This window comes from Amycolatopsis sp. NPDC114504 (genome assembly GCF_055633595.1).
Map to the genome: position 1 here is coordinate 1,503,088 of NZ_JBVKDU010000002.1, position 15,167 is coordinate 1,518,254.

Annotated in this window: 15 protein-coding genes; 10 read left to right on the forward strand and 5 right to left on the reverse strand. The window is 70.1% G+C overall.

Features of this window, described 5'->3' with window-relative positions; all coding sequences use genetic code 11:
* Window positions 1-60: 60 nt before the first annotated feature.
* Window positions 61-1,098 (reverse strand): LacI family DNA-binding transcriptional regulator, encoded by a 1,038-nt coding sequence (locus ACZ7PG_RS19090; protein ID WP_470240343.1) that lies wholly within the window; start codon window positions 1,096-1,098, stop codon window positions 61-63.
* Window positions 1,099-1,217: 119 nt separating this feature from the next.
* Here ACZ7PG_RS19090 and ACZ7PG_RS19095 point away from each other — a divergent pair, with 119 nt between their 5' ends.
* The 8 genes from ACZ7PG_RS19095 to ACZ7PG_RS19130 all read left to right on the forward strand — a co-directional run bounded on the left by ACZ7PG_RS19095 (window position 1,218) and on the right by ACZ7PG_RS19130 (window position 7,957).
* Window positions 1,218-2,234, forward strand: coding sequence for a substrate-binding domain-containing protein (locus tag ACZ7PG_RS19095; RefSeq protein WP_470240344.1), 1,017 nt, complete (start codon window positions 1,218-1,220; stop codon window positions 2,232-2,234).
* Complete coding sequence (locus tag ACZ7PG_RS19100) at window positions 2,231-3,235, forward strand: ABC transporter permease (protein WP_470240345.1); 1,005 nt, start codon at window positions 2,231-2,233, stop codon at window positions 3,233-3,235. Before ACZ7PG_RS19095 ends, ACZ7PG_RS19100 begins: the two co-directional genes overlap by 4 nt.
* The gene (locus ACZ7PG_RS19105) at window positions 3,232-4,041 is read left to right on the forward strand and encodes an ATP-binding cassette domain-containing protein (protein ID WP_470240346.1); all 810 of its coding nucleotides are present in this window, start codon (window positions 3,232-3,234) and stop codon (window positions 4,039-4,041) included. Before ACZ7PG_RS19100 ends, ACZ7PG_RS19105 begins: the two co-directional genes overlap by 4 nt.
* A 2-nt stretch (window positions 4,042-4,043) precedes the next feature.
* Window positions 4,044-4,871: a PfkB family carbohydrate kinase gene (locus ACZ7PG_RS19110; protein ID WP_470240802.1), complete on the forward strand. Its 828-nt coding sequence runs from the start codon at window positions 4,044-4,046 to the stop codon at window positions 4,869-4,871.
* The gene (locus ACZ7PG_RS19115) at window positions 4,868-5,503 is read left to right on the forward strand and encodes a nucleoside/nucleotide kinase family protein (RefSeq protein ID WP_470240347.1); all 636 of its coding nucleotides are present in this window, start codon (window positions 4,868-4,870) and stop codon (window positions 5,501-5,503) included. The genes ACZ7PG_RS19110 and ACZ7PG_RS19115 overlap by 4 nt, the downstream gene beginning before the upstream one ends.
* Before the next feature lie 2 nt (window positions 5,504-5,505).
* Window positions 5,506-6,246 carry an SDR family oxidoreductase gene (locus ACZ7PG_RS19120; RefSeq protein WP_470240348.1) on the forward strand — a complete coding sequence of 247 codons (741 nt, stop codon included), beginning with the start codon at window positions 5,506-5,508 and terminating at the stop codon, window positions 6,244-6,246.
* A gap of 72 nt (window positions 6,247-6,318) precedes the next feature.
* The gene (locus ACZ7PG_RS19125) at window positions 6,319-7,359 is read left to right on the forward strand and encodes a 2OG-Fe(II) oxygenase family protein (protein WP_470240349.1); all 1,041 of its coding nucleotides are present in this window, start codon (window positions 6,319-6,321) and stop codon (window positions 7,357-7,359) included.
* A 184-nt stretch (window positions 7,360-7,543) separates the two neighbouring features.
* Window positions 7,544-7,957 (forward strand): VOC family protein, encoded by a 414-nt coding sequence (locus ACZ7PG_RS19130; RefSeq protein ID WP_470240350.1) that lies wholly within the window; start codon window positions 7,544-7,546, stop codon window positions 7,955-7,957.
* Window position 7,958: 1 nt separating this feature from the next.
* On the opposite strand, the gene ACZ7PG_RS19135 is transcribed toward ACZ7PG_RS19130, so the two are convergent.
* From ACZ7PG_RS19135 to ACZ7PG_RS19150, 4 genes are all read right to left on the reverse strand, one after another.
* The gene (locus ACZ7PG_RS19135; RefSeq protein WP_470240351.1) at window positions 7,959-8,627 is read right to left on the reverse strand and encodes a DedA family protein; all 669 of its coding nucleotides are present in this window, start codon (window positions 8,625-8,627) and stop codon (window positions 7,959-7,961) included.
* Between the two features lie 133 nt (window positions 8,628-8,760).
* Window positions 8,761-9,582 (reverse strand): YceI family protein, encoded by an 822-nt coding sequence (locus ACZ7PG_RS19140; RefSeq protein WP_470240352.1) that lies wholly within the window; start codon window positions 9,580-9,582, stop codon window positions 8,761-8,763.
* Window positions 9,579-12,185, reverse strand: a complete 2,607-nt coding sequence (locus ACZ7PG_RS19145) for a DHA2 family efflux MFS transporter permease subunit (protein WP_470240353.1) — start codon at window positions 12,183-12,185, stop codon at window positions 9,579-9,581. Before ACZ7PG_RS19145 ends, ACZ7PG_RS19140 begins: the two co-directional genes overlap by 4 nt.
* Window positions 12,182-12,712, reverse strand: a complete 531-nt coding sequence (locus ACZ7PG_RS19150; protein ID WP_470240354.1) for a MarR family winged helix-turn-helix transcriptional regulator — start codon at window positions 12,710-12,712, stop codon at window positions 12,182-12,184. Before ACZ7PG_RS19150 ends, ACZ7PG_RS19145 begins: the two co-directional genes overlap by 4 nt.
* 186 nt (window positions 12,713-12,898) lie before the next feature.
* Between ACZ7PG_RS19150 and ACZ7PG_RS19155 the strand changes: the two genes are divergently transcribed.
* Window positions 12,899-13,324 carry a PPOX class F420-dependent oxidoreductase gene (locus ACZ7PG_RS19155; RefSeq protein ID WP_470240355.1) on the forward strand — a complete coding sequence of 142 codons (426 nt, stop codon included), beginning with the start codon at window positions 12,899-12,901 and terminating at the stop codon, window positions 13,322-13,324.
* Between the two features lie 72 nt (window positions 13,325-13,396).
* Entirely contained in the window at window positions 13,397-14,788 is a 1,392-nt protein-coding gene (locus ACZ7PG_RS19160; RefSeq protein WP_470240356.1) for an FAD-binding oxidoreductase, read from the forward strand.
* Window positions 14,789-15,167: the final 379 nt, after the last annotated feature.

Sequence of the window (15,167 nt, forward strand, 5' to 3'; positions counted from 1 at the left end):
CAGACGCTCAGCCGAAAGGTATCCGCTGAGCGGCCACGCCGAGGCGTCAGGACCGCAGAATCACTGATGTGAGTGAACCGGCGGGCAGCCGCACGACTCGCGGTGACGCAGAGTGGGTGCCAGCCGGACCGTCTCGGCCTTGCGCGCGGGGTCGTTGATCCGGGCCAGCAGCAGCCGCACCGCCTGCCGGCCGATCTCCTCGATCGGCTGCGCCATCGTCGTCAGCGGCGGGTCGACCAGGTCCGCCCACTCGACGTCGTCGTAGACCACCACCGGCAGGTCACGCCCGATCTTCAGCCCGCGCCGCCGTGCTTCGTGCAGCACCCCGACCATCATGCTGTCGTTGCCGACGACCAGTGCCGTCGGCGGCTCGGGCAGCGCGAGCAGCTGGCTCAACGCCAGCGAACCACCCTCGTGCGACGAGTTCCCGCAGGCCACGAGGTCGGACGACCACGTGAGCCCGGACCGGCCGAGCCCCAGCCGGTAGCCCAGCACGCGCTCCTCGCTCGTCGACAGCCCGGGCGTGCCGCTGATCATCCCGATCCGCCGGTGCCCGAGCGTCGCCAGGTGCGCGGTCAGCGCCGACGTCGCCTGGATGTTCTCCGTGCCCACCTGGTCGACGTCGGCGCGGGTGGTCAGCCGGTCGATCAGCACCGTCGGCACGTCCAGCGACACCAGCTCGCCGATCACCGGGCCGTCACCGGGGGCCGGGGTGATGAGCAGGCCGTCGACGCGCCTGGAACGCAGGGCCCGCACGGTGTCACGCTCCGTGCCCGCAGTGTCGTGCGTGTCGGCCAGCAGCACGGTGTACCCGTGCGCCGACGCCTCCCGCTCGATCGCCTGCATCAGCGTCGCGAAGTACGGGTTGGCCACCAGCGAGATGGCCATCCCGATCGACCGCGTCCCGCCGGTGACCAGCGACCGGGCGATCGCGTCGCCGGTGTAGCCGGTCGTCTCGATCGCCCGCAGGACGGCCGCCTTGGTGTCCTCGGCGACCGCCCGCGTCCCGTTGACGACGTGCGAGACGGTCGTGATCGAGACGCCGGCGAGCTCGGCGATGTCCCGCTGGGTCGGCCGCGATGATCTCGGCTGGGGCATGCCAATCCTTTCCGGCAAGCGTTTGCGCAAACGCTTGCGTCCACCGTGCAGTCTGTCTACCTTCCCGACCATCGGCAAGCACTCGATCACACCGTGTCTTCCATGAGGAGTGGGAACCCATGAGACAGCGAAGTCTCACCGCACTCACACTGGCCGCCGTACTCGCCGCGACGACCGGCTGCACCGTCGAGCGCCACTGGGGTGGCAGCACGAACACCGGCGGGAGCGGCAAAGCGAAGGTCGGCCTCGTCACCAAGACCGACACCAACCCCTACTTCGTCGAACTGCGCAACTCCGCCAGAGCGGCCGCGCAGGCCAACGGCGCCGACTTCAACGCACTCGCCGGCCAGTTCGACGGGGACAACGACGGCCAGGTCCGCGCCATCGAGAACCTCATGCAGCAGGGCGTGAACACGATCCTCATCACGCCCAGCTCGTCCACGGGGGTGCTCAAGGCGATCAAGGACGCCCGCGACGCCGGGGTCCTGGTCATCGCGCTCGACACCGCCACCGAACCGCCCGACGCCGTCGACGCCACCTTCGCCACCGACAATTTCGCGGCCGGCGAGCAGCAGGGCGCTTACGTCAAGGCGGCGCTCAAGGGCGTCCCGCCGAAGCTGCTCATGGTCGACGGCACGGCCGGCAGCTCGGTCGACACCCAGCGCCACGGCGGTTTCCTCAAGGGCATCGGGCTGACCGACGGCTCGCCGGAGATCAAGGGCCACACCGCGGCCAACGGCGACCAGAGCCTCGCCCAGCAGGGCATGGAAAACCTGCTCCAGCGCAGCACGGACATCAACGCCGTCTACTCGATGAACGAGCCGATGGGCCGCGGCGCGTACGCGGCGCTGAAGGCCCGCGGGCTCACCGGCCAGATCGTCATGGGCTCGATCGACGGTGGCTGCGAAGGCGTCCAGAACGTCAAGGACGGCCAGTACGCCGCGACCGTCATGCAGTTCCCCAAGAAGATGGCCGAACAGGGTGTGCTCGCCGCCGTCGAGTACGCGAAGACCGGCAAGAAGCCGACCGGCTTCGTCAACACCGGGTCCGCCGTGATCACCGACAAGCCCCTGCCCGGGATCGAAAGCCACGACTCGGCCTGGGGTCTGCAGAACTGCTGGGGAGGCGCGAAGTGACGACAGCGACCGCAGTGTCCACAAGGGACACAAAGGACCGTGAATCACTCGGCGACTTCCTCCTCCGCGCCCCCGCGGTCGGCCCGGCGCTCGCGCTGGTCGTCGCGATCGTGGTGTTCTCGCTGGCCACGGACACGTTCTTCGACCTCGACAACCTGTCCACGGTGGTCCAGCAGTCGCTGGTCGTCGGGACGCTCGCGCTGGGCCAGACGCTCGTCATCCTCATCGCGGGCATCGACCTGTCCAACGCGGCCTCGATGGTCGTCGCGACGCTGATCATGGCGAAGCTCGCCGCGGCCGGCACGAACGGCTTCGTCGCGCTGCTCGCCGGCGTCGTGCTGACGATCATCGTCGGCATGTTCATCGGCGGGCTCGCCACGCGGGTCAAGCTCCCGGCGTTCATCATCACGCTCGGCACGTTCACGATGCTGACCGCGGTGTCGAAGCTGATCGCCGGCGGCCAGGCCGTGCCGGTGACCGACGGGGTGCTGCAGTGGCTCGGCACCAAGCGCTACCTCTTCGGCGGCATCCCGATCACCTACGGCATGACGCTGGCGCTGCTGATGTACCTCGGCGTCTGGTACGCGCTGACGAAAACCGCGTGGGGCAAGCACGTCTACGCGGTCGGCAACGCGCCGGAGTCCGCGCGGCTGTCCGGCATCAAGGTCAACCGGACGGTCCTCTCGGTCTACATCGTGGCCGGGCTGACCTTCGGCATCGCCGCCTGGCAGGCGCTCGGCCGGACGCCGAACGCCGACCCGAACCAGTTCCAGCTCGGCAACCTCGACTCGATCACCGCCGTCGTCCTCGGCGGGACGAGCCTCTTCGGCGGCCGCGGCTCGGTGCTCGGGACGCTGATGGGCGCGCTGGTCGTGGCGGTGCTGCGGTCCGGGCTGACGCAGATGAACGTGGACGGCAACTACCAGGACCTCGCCACCGGCGCCCTGCTCATCGCCGCCGTCGTGGTGGACCGGATCGCGAGGAGGCAGCAGCAGTCATGACCGAACCGATCCTGCAGGCCCGTGGCCTGGTGAAACGCTACGGCCGGGTGACCGCCATCGACGGCGCCGACTTCGACCTGCTCCCCGGCGAGGTGCTCGCCGTGGTCGGGGACAACGGCGCCGGGAAGTCGTCGCTCATCAAAACCCTTTCCGGGGCGGTGATCCCGGACGAGGGTGAGATCAAAGTGGACGGTCAGACCGTCCACTTCAAGTCCCCTTTGGACGCTCGCCACTACGGCATCGAGACGGTGTACCAGGACCTCGCCGTCGCGCCCGCGCTCGACATCGCGTCGAACATGTTCCTGGGCCGCGAAAAGCGTCTCAAAGGCCCGTTGGGGCTGTTCCGCAAGCTCGACACCGCGACCATGCGGTCCGAGGCGCAGCGGATCCTCGACGAGCTGGGCATCAACATCAAGTCGATCTCCCAGCCCGTCGAGACGCTTTCCGGTGGTCAGCGCCAGGGTGTCGCCGTGGCCCGCGCCGCGGCGTTCGGCACCAAGGCCGTGATCATGGACGAGCCGACGGCCGCGCTCGGCGTCGCCGAGTCCGGCAAGGTGCTCGACCTCATCGGCCGGATCCGCGACCGCGGCCTGCCGGTGGTGCTGATCAGCCACAACATGCCCCACGTCTTCGACATCGCCGACCGCATCCACGTGCACCGCCTCGGCAAGCGCGTCGCGGTCGTCTCGCCGAAGACGCATTCGATGAACCAGGTCGTCGGCCTGCTCACGGGTGCGTTGCGGCTCAACGAAAACGGCGAAGTGGAAGAAGCCGCGGCCGCGACCCATGTGGCCGGCTTGAAGTGAGAGTGCTGCTGGCGGGCTTGTGCACCGTGGACGTCGTCCAGCGGGTCGACGAGCTTCCGGCACCGGGTGAGAAGGTGCAGTCACTGCGGGTGGACGTCGCGGCCGGGGGGCCCGCGACGAACGCCGCGGTGACGGCCGCCGCGCTCGGTGCCGAGGCGACCCTGCTGACCGTCCTCGGTGCACACCCGCTGGCCGCGCTCGCCCGGGCCGACCTCGAAGCGCACGGGGTCCGGGTCGTCGACCTGGCTCCCGAACTGCCCGATCCGCCGCCGGTCAGCGCCGTCGCCGTCCGTGACCGCGACGGCGAGCGCACGGTCGTCTCCCGCAACGCCGCCAACCGCCACTTTCCGGTGAAAGTGGCGCTTCCCGAGACGGACGTCGTGCTGCTCGACGGGCACTACCCGGAGCTCGCGCTGGCGGTCGCGCGGGGAGCGAAGGCGCCGGTCGTGCTCGACGCCGGGAGCTGGAAGCCCGTGCTCGACGAGCTGCTCCCGCTGGTCGACGTCGCCGCCTGCTCCGCGCACTTCACCGCGCCGGAGCCGGGGCTGCACCAGCGCGGCGTCGCCACCGTCATCACCACCGCGGGTCCCGGCCCGGTGCGGTGGTCCACTGCGGACGGCAGCTCGGGTGAGGTGCCTGTCGCGGGCGTGGAAGCGCGGGACACACTAGGTGCGGGCGACGTCTGGCACGGCGCGCTCGCCGTGGCCGTGACACGCGAACCGACGGTGACGGACCGGATTCGCTTCGCCAACGAGGTGGCCGCCGAACGGGTGCGGCATGTGGGACCGCGGTCGTGGACGACCGCGATCGCAGGAAGGAACAGGACATGACGGCGTTCGACGACCTGCTGGCCCGGGCCGAGGGCCTGACCGTGCGCGGGCAGCGCAACGTGCTGGGCATCATCGGCGCGCCCGCGTCGGGCAAGACCACGCTGGCCTGGGCGCTGGCCAACGCGCTCGGCTCGCGGGCCGCGGTGGTCGGCATGGACGGCTTCCACCTCGCGCAGGTCGAGCTGCGCCGGCTGGAGCGCTCCGAGCGCAAGGGCGCGCCGGACACGTTCGACGCGGCCGGCTACTACCACCTGATCCGCCGCCTCGCCGAAGGCCGCGAGACGGTGTACGCGCCGGAGTTCCGCCGCGAGATCGAGGAGCCGATCGCCGGGGCCGTGGCGGTGCCGCCGGAGGTCCAGCTGGTGATCACCGAGGGTAACTACCTGCTGCTGCCGGACGACCCGTGGAGCGCCATCCGGCCGCTGCTCACCGAGGCCTGGTTCCTCGCGCCGGACGAGCCCGAGCGCATCGAACGGCTCGTGTCGCGCCACCGCCGCTACGGCCGTTCGCTGGTCGAAGCGAAGCAGCGCGCGCTCGGTTCGGACCAGCGCAACGCCGACCTCATCTCGCAGACGCGAGACCGCGCGGACCTCGTGCTCGAGAACCTGCCGCTGGCCAACTTCGCGATCTGACGATGACGCTCATCGTCACCGGCGGCAGCCGGGGGATCGGCGCGGCCATCTGCTCGCTGGCGGCCGAGCGCGGCCACGACGTCGTGGTCAACTACTCCGGCGATCCGGTGCCCGCCGAAGCGGTGGCCGACGAGGTGCGGGCGCGCGGCCGTCAGGCGCTGGCGGTCCGCGCGGACGTCTCCAGCGAGGACGACGTCCGCGCGCTGTTCGACGCCGCCGAGGCGCTCGGGCCGGTGAAAGCGCTGGTCAACAACGCCGCGATCGTCGGCAACACGCCCGGGCGGCTCGACTCCTACGACGTCGAGGTCGTCCGGCGGACCCTCGACGTCAACGTCACCGGGGTGTTCCTGTGCTGCCGCGAGGCGGTCCGCCGGATGTCGGCGCGGTACGGCGGCGACGGCGGCGCGATCGTCAACATCTCCTCGACGGCCGCGCGCACCGGGTCGGCCGGGGAGTGGGTGCACTACGCGGCGTCGAAGGCCGCTGTCGACACCCTGACGTTCGGGCTCGCCCAGGAGGTCGCGGGCGAGGGCATCCGGGTCAACGCGGTCGCGCCCGGGATGATCCACACCGGCCTGCACGAGGCCGCGGGACTGCCGGACCGGATGGCGAAGTACGCACCGCAGATCCCGCTGGGACGCGCCGGCCAGCCGGCCGAGATCGCCGAGGCCGTGCTGTTCCTGCTGTCGTCCGCGTCGTCGTTCACCACGGGGGCGGTGCTCGACGTCGGTGGCGGCCGCTGATCCCCCTGAACCGGCAATTCCTGCTATTCGTGTGGTGAACGTTCCCGAAACCGCGCGAAAGGTGAACAGGAAATGACTGCTTTGCGTACGTTCGAACTCCCTGGTTCGGTGAGTGGGACGACGGTTGATCGAATACTCGGCCGTCAGCTGATCCGCACCTGGGAAACCGACGGGATCTTCCAGGTCGCCGCCACGGCGGAGCAGGACCGGATCACCGGGGAAGCGCTTGCTGCGAGTCATCGGTTCTTCGCCAGACCCTTGCCGGAAAAGGCGAAGTTCGTCAGCGATCTGACCTACAGCGGCTACATCGCCTCCGGGGAAGAGGTGACCGCGGGCGAAGCCGACTACTCCGAGATCTTCACCGTGTGCCCGGATGTCCCGCTCACCGACACCCGGGTCACCGAAGCCTGGCCGTGTCACGGTCCGGTTCCTTGGCCGGACGAGGACTATCGGGCGGCGATGAAAAACTATCTCCACGAGGTCGGGGAAATCGGTGAGAAATTGTTGAAGCTCGTCGCACTCGGTCTCGAGGTGGAGATGGATCGGCTGACGCGGCTCACCCGCGATGGCTGGCACCACATGCGCGTGCTGCGGTTTCCCGCCCGGTCCGCGACGACCGAACGCGGGATCGGCGCGCACACCGACTACGGCCTGCTCGTGATCGCCGCGCAGGACGACGTCGGTGGCCTCTCGATCCGGCCGCCGGTGCCCGGCGAAGCCCGCAACCGCAACTGGCTGCCGGAGGAGAGCACGGCCGGGATGTACCAGGACGAGGAGCCGTGGCACTTCGTCGAACCCGAGCCGCGGGTGTTCACCGTCTTCCCGGGCGACATCCTCCAGTTCCTCACCGGCGGCCGGCTGCTGTCGACCCCGCACAAGGTCCGGCTCGCGACGCGCGAGCGGTACACGATGGCGTACTTCCACGAGCCGTCGTTCGGCGCCGCTGTCCGCCCCCTGGCCGGGGGTGACGAGTACATCCACTACGGCACGCACTTCACGAACATGTTCACCCGCTGCTACCCCGACCGGGTGACCACGCACCGCATCAACCGTGAAAGGCGGCTGGCCACGCTCGACCGGATCCGGGCGGGGAGCCTGGCCGCGAGCGAGTGATCGACGTCACCGTCGGTCACCATCCGTAAGACGGGGGTGACCGGCGGTAGGTTGTTTCCGCAGTATGAGACGTCCGGAGACGGCGAGATCACGATCGGACGGGGAACTTGGTCACCCTCGTTTCGCCAGGCGAACGCTGTGCAACTCTGGGGAGCCGCCACGCGAAAGGACGGCTTCGAAAGCCATGGCAAAACTCATGTCCGTGCACCATCTCGCGCTCACCGTGACCGACGTGGACCGCAGCGTGCCCTGGTACGTCCGCGTTCTCGACCTCGAGGAGGTCATCCGGCGAGAAGAGCCGGACACGGGACTGCGCAAGGTCGTGCTCCGGTCCGCCGGGGACGAGTTCTCCGTGGTGCTGGTCCAGCACGCGGACACCGGAAGACGCGGGTTCGACGAACGCAGAACCGGGCTCGACCACGTCGCCTTCAAGGTCGGTTCCGAGGCCGAACTGGCCGAATGGGAGAGCCGCCTCGCGGAGTTCGGGGTTTCCTACCTGCCGGCCGCGCCGTCTCGGACGTTCGAGGGCTCGCGGGTGGTCGTGTTCCGCGACCCGGACGGCATCCAGCTCGAAATCTGGGCCGACCCGGAGCTTTGAGTCAGGCCCGCGCGTCGTCGCGTTCTTCGACCGGGCGGCGCATCTCCTGGCGGTAGCGCAGCACGCCGTACCCGGTGCCGATCACGAAGAACGCGATGCTGCCCCACAGCGCCGCCGTCTTCAGCCACGGCAGGACGTCCAGCAGGCCCGCGCCGTAGTAGCCGAGCAGCACCAGCGTCGGTACCCACAGCAGCCCGCCCAGTGCCGTCGCCGCCATGAAGCGGCGCGGGTCCATGCGAGCCGCGCCGGCGATCAGCGGCGCCAGCGTGCGGATCCACGGGATCCAGCGGGCCGCCACGATCGCGAAGAAGCCCCTGCGGTCCAGGAACCGCTGTGCGCGTTCGAGAGCCTGCCGGTTCAGCACCTTGCCGTCGCGGCGGGCGATGAGCTTGGTGCCGCCGGTGCGCCCGATGTAGTAGCCGATCTGGTTGCCGAGCACGGCGACGATCAGCGCGGCCCCCGAGAGGAACCACGCGTTCGCGTCCGAGCCGTGCTGGGCCAGCACCACGCCGGCCCCGAACAGCAGCGAGTCGCCGGGCAGGAACAGCCCGATGATCAGCGCGCATTCGACCAGCACGAAGCTCAGCACGATCACCCAGACGAGCAGCGGACCGGCGGTGTCCAGCCAGCTCACGCCGACGCCCGCGGCCTCGAAGCTCACGACGTTCACACCTGAAGCCTACGTGGCCCAGGTGAACGGGCCACGGCGAACGGTCGAATCGAGCGCACTGGGATATTCAGGATCTACGAACGGTGAAGGCCCCCTCACCAGCGGTGAGAGGGCCTTCCCGAACGAGGAGACTTCAGAACTGCGGCAGTGACTCGCCCTGGACCGCTTCGACGTCCAGCTCGATCTTCACGACCGTGCCGACCGCCGCGACGCCCGCCCGGACCATCGCGCTGTAGTTGATCGCGAAGTCGTTCCGGTGCAGCGTCGTCTCGGCGTGGAACGCCACGCGCACGCCGCCCCACGGGTCCGGGCCCCAGCCGCCGTAGGTCAGCTCGAGCTCGATCTCGCGGCGCTCGCCGTGCAGCGTCAGGTCGCCCAGCAGCGTCCACGAGTCCACGCCGCGCTGGCGCATCCCCGTGCTCGCGAACGTGATGACCGGGTGGACGTCGACGTCGAGGAAGTCCGGCGAGCGCAGGTGGTCGTCGCGCATCCGGATGTTCGTGTCGATGCTCGCCGCCTTGATCTCGGCGTGCACCGACGACCGCTCGGCCGGGCGGCCGATCTCGATCCGGCCGGACACGTCCGGGAACCGCGCCTTGATGCTCGCGATGCCCAGGTGCCGGGCGGTCGCGACCACCGACGAGTGCATCGGGTCGATCGTCCACGGCCCGGCGGGCGGCAGGTCGATCGCCTCGGCGACCGGGGCCAGCACGACGTCGCCGAGCGAGCCCGAGCCGTCCGAGGCGACCTGCGTCATCCGGGCGACCGGGGTGTACCCGGCCGCCGTGACGACGGCGGTGTAGGTGCCCGCCGGGAGGGCGTCGGTGACGACCTCCCCGCGGACGTCGGCCGCCTGCCGGGCGACCTGCCGCCCGGCCGGGTCGGTCACGGTGAGCACCGCGTGCTCCACCGCCCAGCCCTCGGCCGTGCGGAAGGTCGCGCGCAGACCGGTCATGACCGGTCGACCAGCTCGTCGAGTGCCTGGTCGTAGCTCAGCCGGACGTCGTGGCCGGCCTCGCCGCCGGTCAGGTCCACCTGGCTGGTCGCGGGCGGGTAGCCGCTCGCGACCACGGTGTACGCGCCCGCGGGCAGGTCGCTCACCAGGTACCGGCCTTCGCCGTCGGTGCGGGCCACGGCCGCGACGTTGCCTTCGGCGTCGAGGACGGTGATCCGCGCGTCCGGGACGACCCGGTCGCCCTCGGTCCGCGCGACCCCGCTGAGCTGCACCGAGCTGGACAGCTCGACGTCGTGGCGCAGCACGCCGCTGTCCGGCACGGTGAGCGTCACCGCGACGGGCCGGTGGCCCGCGCCGCTGGCGACCAGGGTGTAGGCCCCGGCGCCGACCCCGACGAAGGCGTAGGTGCCGTCCGTCGTCGTGATGAACGCGCCGTTGACCTCGCCGCGGCTGTCGGTCAGCGTCACCGTGACGTTCGGCAGCGGCGAACCGGTCGCCGCGGCCTTCACGGTGCCGGTCAGCTCGCCGGACCCGGTGAGCGTGACGTCGACCGTCGCCGGCCCGTTGCTGATCACGACGCTGGAGGCCTGCGGCTGGTGGCCGTGGGCCGACACGATGAGGACGTACGCGCCCGGGCCCTGGCTCGGGACCGAGTAGCTGCCGTCCGAGGCACCGGTGGCCCGCGCGACCTGGCGGCCGCGCTGGTCGATCAGGGTCAGTGCCGCACCGGACACGTGGGTGCCGTCCTGCCGGCGGACGTGGCCGACGACCGGCACCCCGCCCGCGCCGACGGGGGCGTCGAGCTCGGACTCGGAGACGGAGTTCGTGATCGGCATCGGCAGCGCGCCCGACACGGCCTGGTAGTCGCCGTGCCCGTTGGTGCTCAAGGCGTGCTTCCCGCCGCCGACCAGTGCCGGCTCGCGGTCGACCGGCTTGACCGGCTCGACGATCTCGGTGGGCTCGTCGGCGAAGTCGTGCTGGTCCGAGTCGAGCAGCGCCTCGCCGCCCTCCATGGTCGCCGCGGCCGGAGCCGCGTTGGTCAGCGGGATCTCCTTCATGAACAGCAGCACCACCGTGGCCAGCAGGGCCACCGCGCCCGCGATGTAGAACACCGTGGTGATCGACTCGGTGAAGCCGACCAGGATCGGGGTCTTGATCGCGTCCGGGAGCGACTGGATCACGCTGGTGTTCTCGGACAGGTTGCCGATGTTCGCGCCGGCCCCGGCGGGCAGCTGACCGCCGAACGCCTTCGTGATGTTGGGCATCAGGGTGTTGAACAGGACCGTCAGGAAGATCGCGACACCGGCGGTACCACCGATCTGGCGGAAGAACGTCGCCGACGCGGTCGAGACGCCCATGTCGCTGCGCGGGCCCGCGTTCTGCACCGCGATGATCAGCGTCTGCATGCACTGGCCCAGGCCGAGACCGATGATGGCGGCCGCGACCAGCGGGTGCCACAGCGGCGAGTCGTACTTGACCTGCGCGAAGAAGAACGCGCCACCGGCGATCAGGATCGTGCCGACGATCGGGAAGATCTTGTAGCGCCCGGTCTTCCCGGTGAGCCGGCCCGAAACGATCGAGCTGGTCATGATGCCCGCCATCAGCGGCAGCATCAGCAACCCGGACTCGGTCGGCGTGTAGCCCTGCACGACCTGCATGAACTGCGGGATCATCGTGATCGCGCCGAACATCGCGACACCGACGATGATGCCGCCGATGATCGCCACGGTGAACGTCGAGTTCTTGAACAGCCGCAGCGGGATCAGCGCGGCTTCCTTCATCCACCGTTCGATCGCGATGAACGCGAGCACGCCGACGGCGCCGACGACGTAGCAGAGGATCGCCTTGCCGTCGCCCCAGCCCCACTTCTGACCCTGCTCGGCGACGATCAGGAACGGCACCACCGCGACGACGAGAGCGAGCGCGCCCCACCAGTCGATCTTGTGGTCGTGCCGCTCGTGCGGCACGTTCAGCACCCGGGCGACGACGAACAGCGCGAGGATGCCGATCGGGACGTTGATCAGGAAGACCCAGCGCCAGCCGTGGATGTCGTAGCCGAAGATGCTGCCGGCGTGGTCGATGCCGGCGAAGAAGCCGCCGAGCACCGGGCCCAGCACGGTGGACAGGCCGAACACGGCGAGGATGTAACCCTGGTACTTCGCGCGTTCGCGTGGCGGCACGATGTCGCCGAGGATCGTCATGGCCAGCGACATCAGGCCGCCGGCGCCGAGGCCCTGCACCGCGCGGAACGCGGCCAGCTGGTACATCGACTGCGCGAAGGCCGAGGCCAGCGAACCGGCGACGAAGATCGTGATCGCGGCCAGGTAGAACGGCTTGCGGCCGTAGATGTCGGAGAGCTTGCCGTAGATCGGCGTGACGATCGTCGAGGTGATCAGGTACGCCGTGGTCGCCCACGCCTGCAGGTCGAAGCCGTGCAGGTCGTTGGCGATCTTGACGATCGACGTGCCGACGATCGTCTGGTCGAGGGCGGCGAGGAACATGCCGCACATCAGGCCGCTCAGGATCGTGACGATCTGGCGGTGGCTCAGCCGGGGTGGTTGACCCACCTCGGTCAGGGCCGGCGTTTCGGTGGTGGAACTCATGCGTTGGCCCCCTTGGCCGGAGCACCGGCGGACGCGTGGGCGTCGGCCAGTTGTGGAGAGTGGTTCTCGATACCTGTGTTGAGTCGGCCGAACAGCTTGTTCAGGGTCTGGACTTCCCCGTCGGTCCAGTCCCCGAGTACGTCGGCCAGCCATTGGTTGCGCTGCTTGCGGTTCTCTTCGAACACCCGCATGCCCTCGGAGGTCGGCGCGAGCAGGCACGCCCGGCCGTCCTCGGGGTCGGCCTGACGCTCGACCAGGCCGTGCTGGACGAGCGAGCTCGACTGCCTGCTGATCGTGGAGATCTCGGAGTGGAGCGACTCGGCGAGCCGGCTGGTGCGCTGCGGTCCCTCGTGGATGAGGGTGAAGAGGATCGCGTAGGCCGCCCGCTCGATCCCGTCCGGTCCCTGCTTGGACACCTGGGACTTCGCCTTGTTGATCAGGCGGACCAGGCGGACGAGCTCGTGCCCGAGCTGGTCGGCGAGGTCCAGCTCGGCTTTGGGCCGGGTGGCGGAGCTGTTCGGTGCCATGAGGGATCCTTCAACGGCGTTGGTTGGCGGCTGCAACTAGTTGCCTCAAGCAAGGATGTGCCTTCACTAGCGGTTATGCAAGCGGAGGGCCGGACGATGTGTCGGAACACACTTTAGTTGCCGTATGCAAGCAGATTTCCTCCGGGCTGCTGGAACAAGGGCGCCGCTCACGGGTTGGGTAGGGGTATGACCGACGACACAGCGCTGAAGGACTTCCTCGCCGCCCACCGCCACGGCGTCCTGGCCACCATCCGGCGCGACGGGCGGCCCCAGCTGTCCACGATCACGCACCTGTACGACGCGGAGACGGGCACGATCACCGCGTCGATCACGGAGACGCGGGCGAAGACGAAGAACATGCGCCGCGACCCGCGGGTGACCTACCACGTGGGCAGCGAGGACGGCTGGAGCTACGTCGTCGCGGAGGGGACCGCTTCGCTCACCGCGCCGGCGGCGGCACGGGACGACGAGACCGTCGAGGCGCTCGTCGACTACTACCGCCGCGCGGCGGGCGAGCACCCCGACTGGGACGAGTACCGCGACGCGATGGTCAGCGACCAGCGGGTGCTGCTGACGATCCACATCGACAAGCTGCTCGGCCTGGTTCGCTGACGGGCTGGTCCGCGCGGCTGGTTTTGAAACTTTAGTTCCGCAGTGCGGACTGTCCGGGCTTACGATGAGGCCATGAGCAACGAAGCCCTGGTCACCCGGCTCCGCGACCTGCTCGGCAAGAACGCCGTGCTCACCGACTCCGACGTCACCGCGTCGTACGCGCGCGACATGATGCCGCTGGCGCCGTCCGGCCGGCCGCTCGCCGTGGTGCTGCCCGCGAACGTCGAGGAGGTGCAGGCCGTCGTCAAGGCGTGTGCCGAGGCCGGGGTGCCGATCGTGCCGCGGGGGGCGGGCAGCGGCCTGTCCGGGGCCGCGAACGCCATCGACGGCTGCGTGACGCTGTCGCTGACCAAGCTGAACGAGATCGTCGAGATCGACCCGGGCAACCGGCTCGCCGTGGTGCAGCCGGGCGTGGTCAACCTGGACTTCCGCAACGCCGTCGAGAAGCACGGGCTCTTCTATCCGCCGGACCCGTCGAGCTACGACTGGTGCACGATCGGCGGCAACCTCTCGACCAACGCGGGCGGCCTCTGCTGCGTGAAGTACGGCGTCACGACCGACTCGGTGCTGGGCCTGGAGGTCGTCCTGGCCGACGGGTCCCTGCTCAAGACCGGACGGCGGACGGTCAAGGGCGTCGCCGGGTACGACCTGGCCCGGCTGTTCGTGGGCAGTGAGGGCACGCTCGGCGTCATCACGCAGGCGACGGTCCAGCTCAAGCCGCTGCCCCAGGCCCCATCGACGCTCGTCGCGGGCTTCACGACGACCGAAGCAGCCGGCGAGGCCGTGGCCCGGATCGTGCGCGAGGGGCTGGTGCCGTCGCTGCTGGAGATCATGGACGCATCGTCGATCAAGGCGTCCGAGACGTACCTGAAGACCGATCTGGGGGCGGGGTCGGACTGCCAGGCGCTGCTGCTGGGCCAGTCGGACGCGGGCGGCGAGGTGGCCCGCCGCGAGCTGGCGGCGATCGAGCAGATCTGCACCGACTGCGGCGCGGACCTGGCGTACACGACGGAGGACCTCGAAGAGGGCCGGATGCTGCTGCAGGCCCGCCGGGTGGTGCTGACGGCGCTGGAGACGTACGGCCAGTGGCTGACCGACGACGTCTGCGTCCCGCGCACGCGCATCGCGGAGCTGATCCGCGGCTGCGAGAAGATCAGTTCGGAGGTGGGGTTGCGGATCGCGGTGGTCGGCCACGCGGGCGACGGCAACATGCACCCGACGATCGTCTACCAGCCGGACGACGCGGACGAGTTCGCGCGGGCCCAGAAGGCGTTCGACGCGATCCTCGAGGTGGGGTTGTCCCTCGGCGGGACGGTGACGGGCGAGCACGGGGTCGGCAAGATCAAGCGCGAGTGGCTGGCGCGGGAGATCGGACCGGTGGGTCTCCGGGTGCACCGCCAGATCAAGGCGGCGCTGGACCCGGAGAACCTGTTCAACCCGGGCTCGATGTTCTCGATGACCTGAGCCGCGCGAGGCTTGCGGCCCTCGTCGGATGGCCGGCTTCGCCCGGCCGGCGGGTGCCCGCTTGATCTGTCGGCCCGACCGAGCTGCCGTGGCGTGGGTCGCCGGTCTGCCCGGCTGGCGTGCGCATGCCCGGCCTGATGGCGCCTCGCCTGAGCCGCCCGCCGGCGCGGGGAACGGAGCTCCGGTCTGTCCGGGCTCGCTCGATCGGCGCGGGCCGCTGGTCCGGCCAAGCCGGTCGGCCGGCGTGCGCCTGAGCTACCCGCCGGCGCACCAGCGGACCGGCGGGCGCCCTCGCCCGCTTGACCTGCCAGCCGACTGAGCTGCCGCTCCTGAACCCGGCGGCCTCGATGACCTGACGAAGAAGGGCCCCACCGCCGAC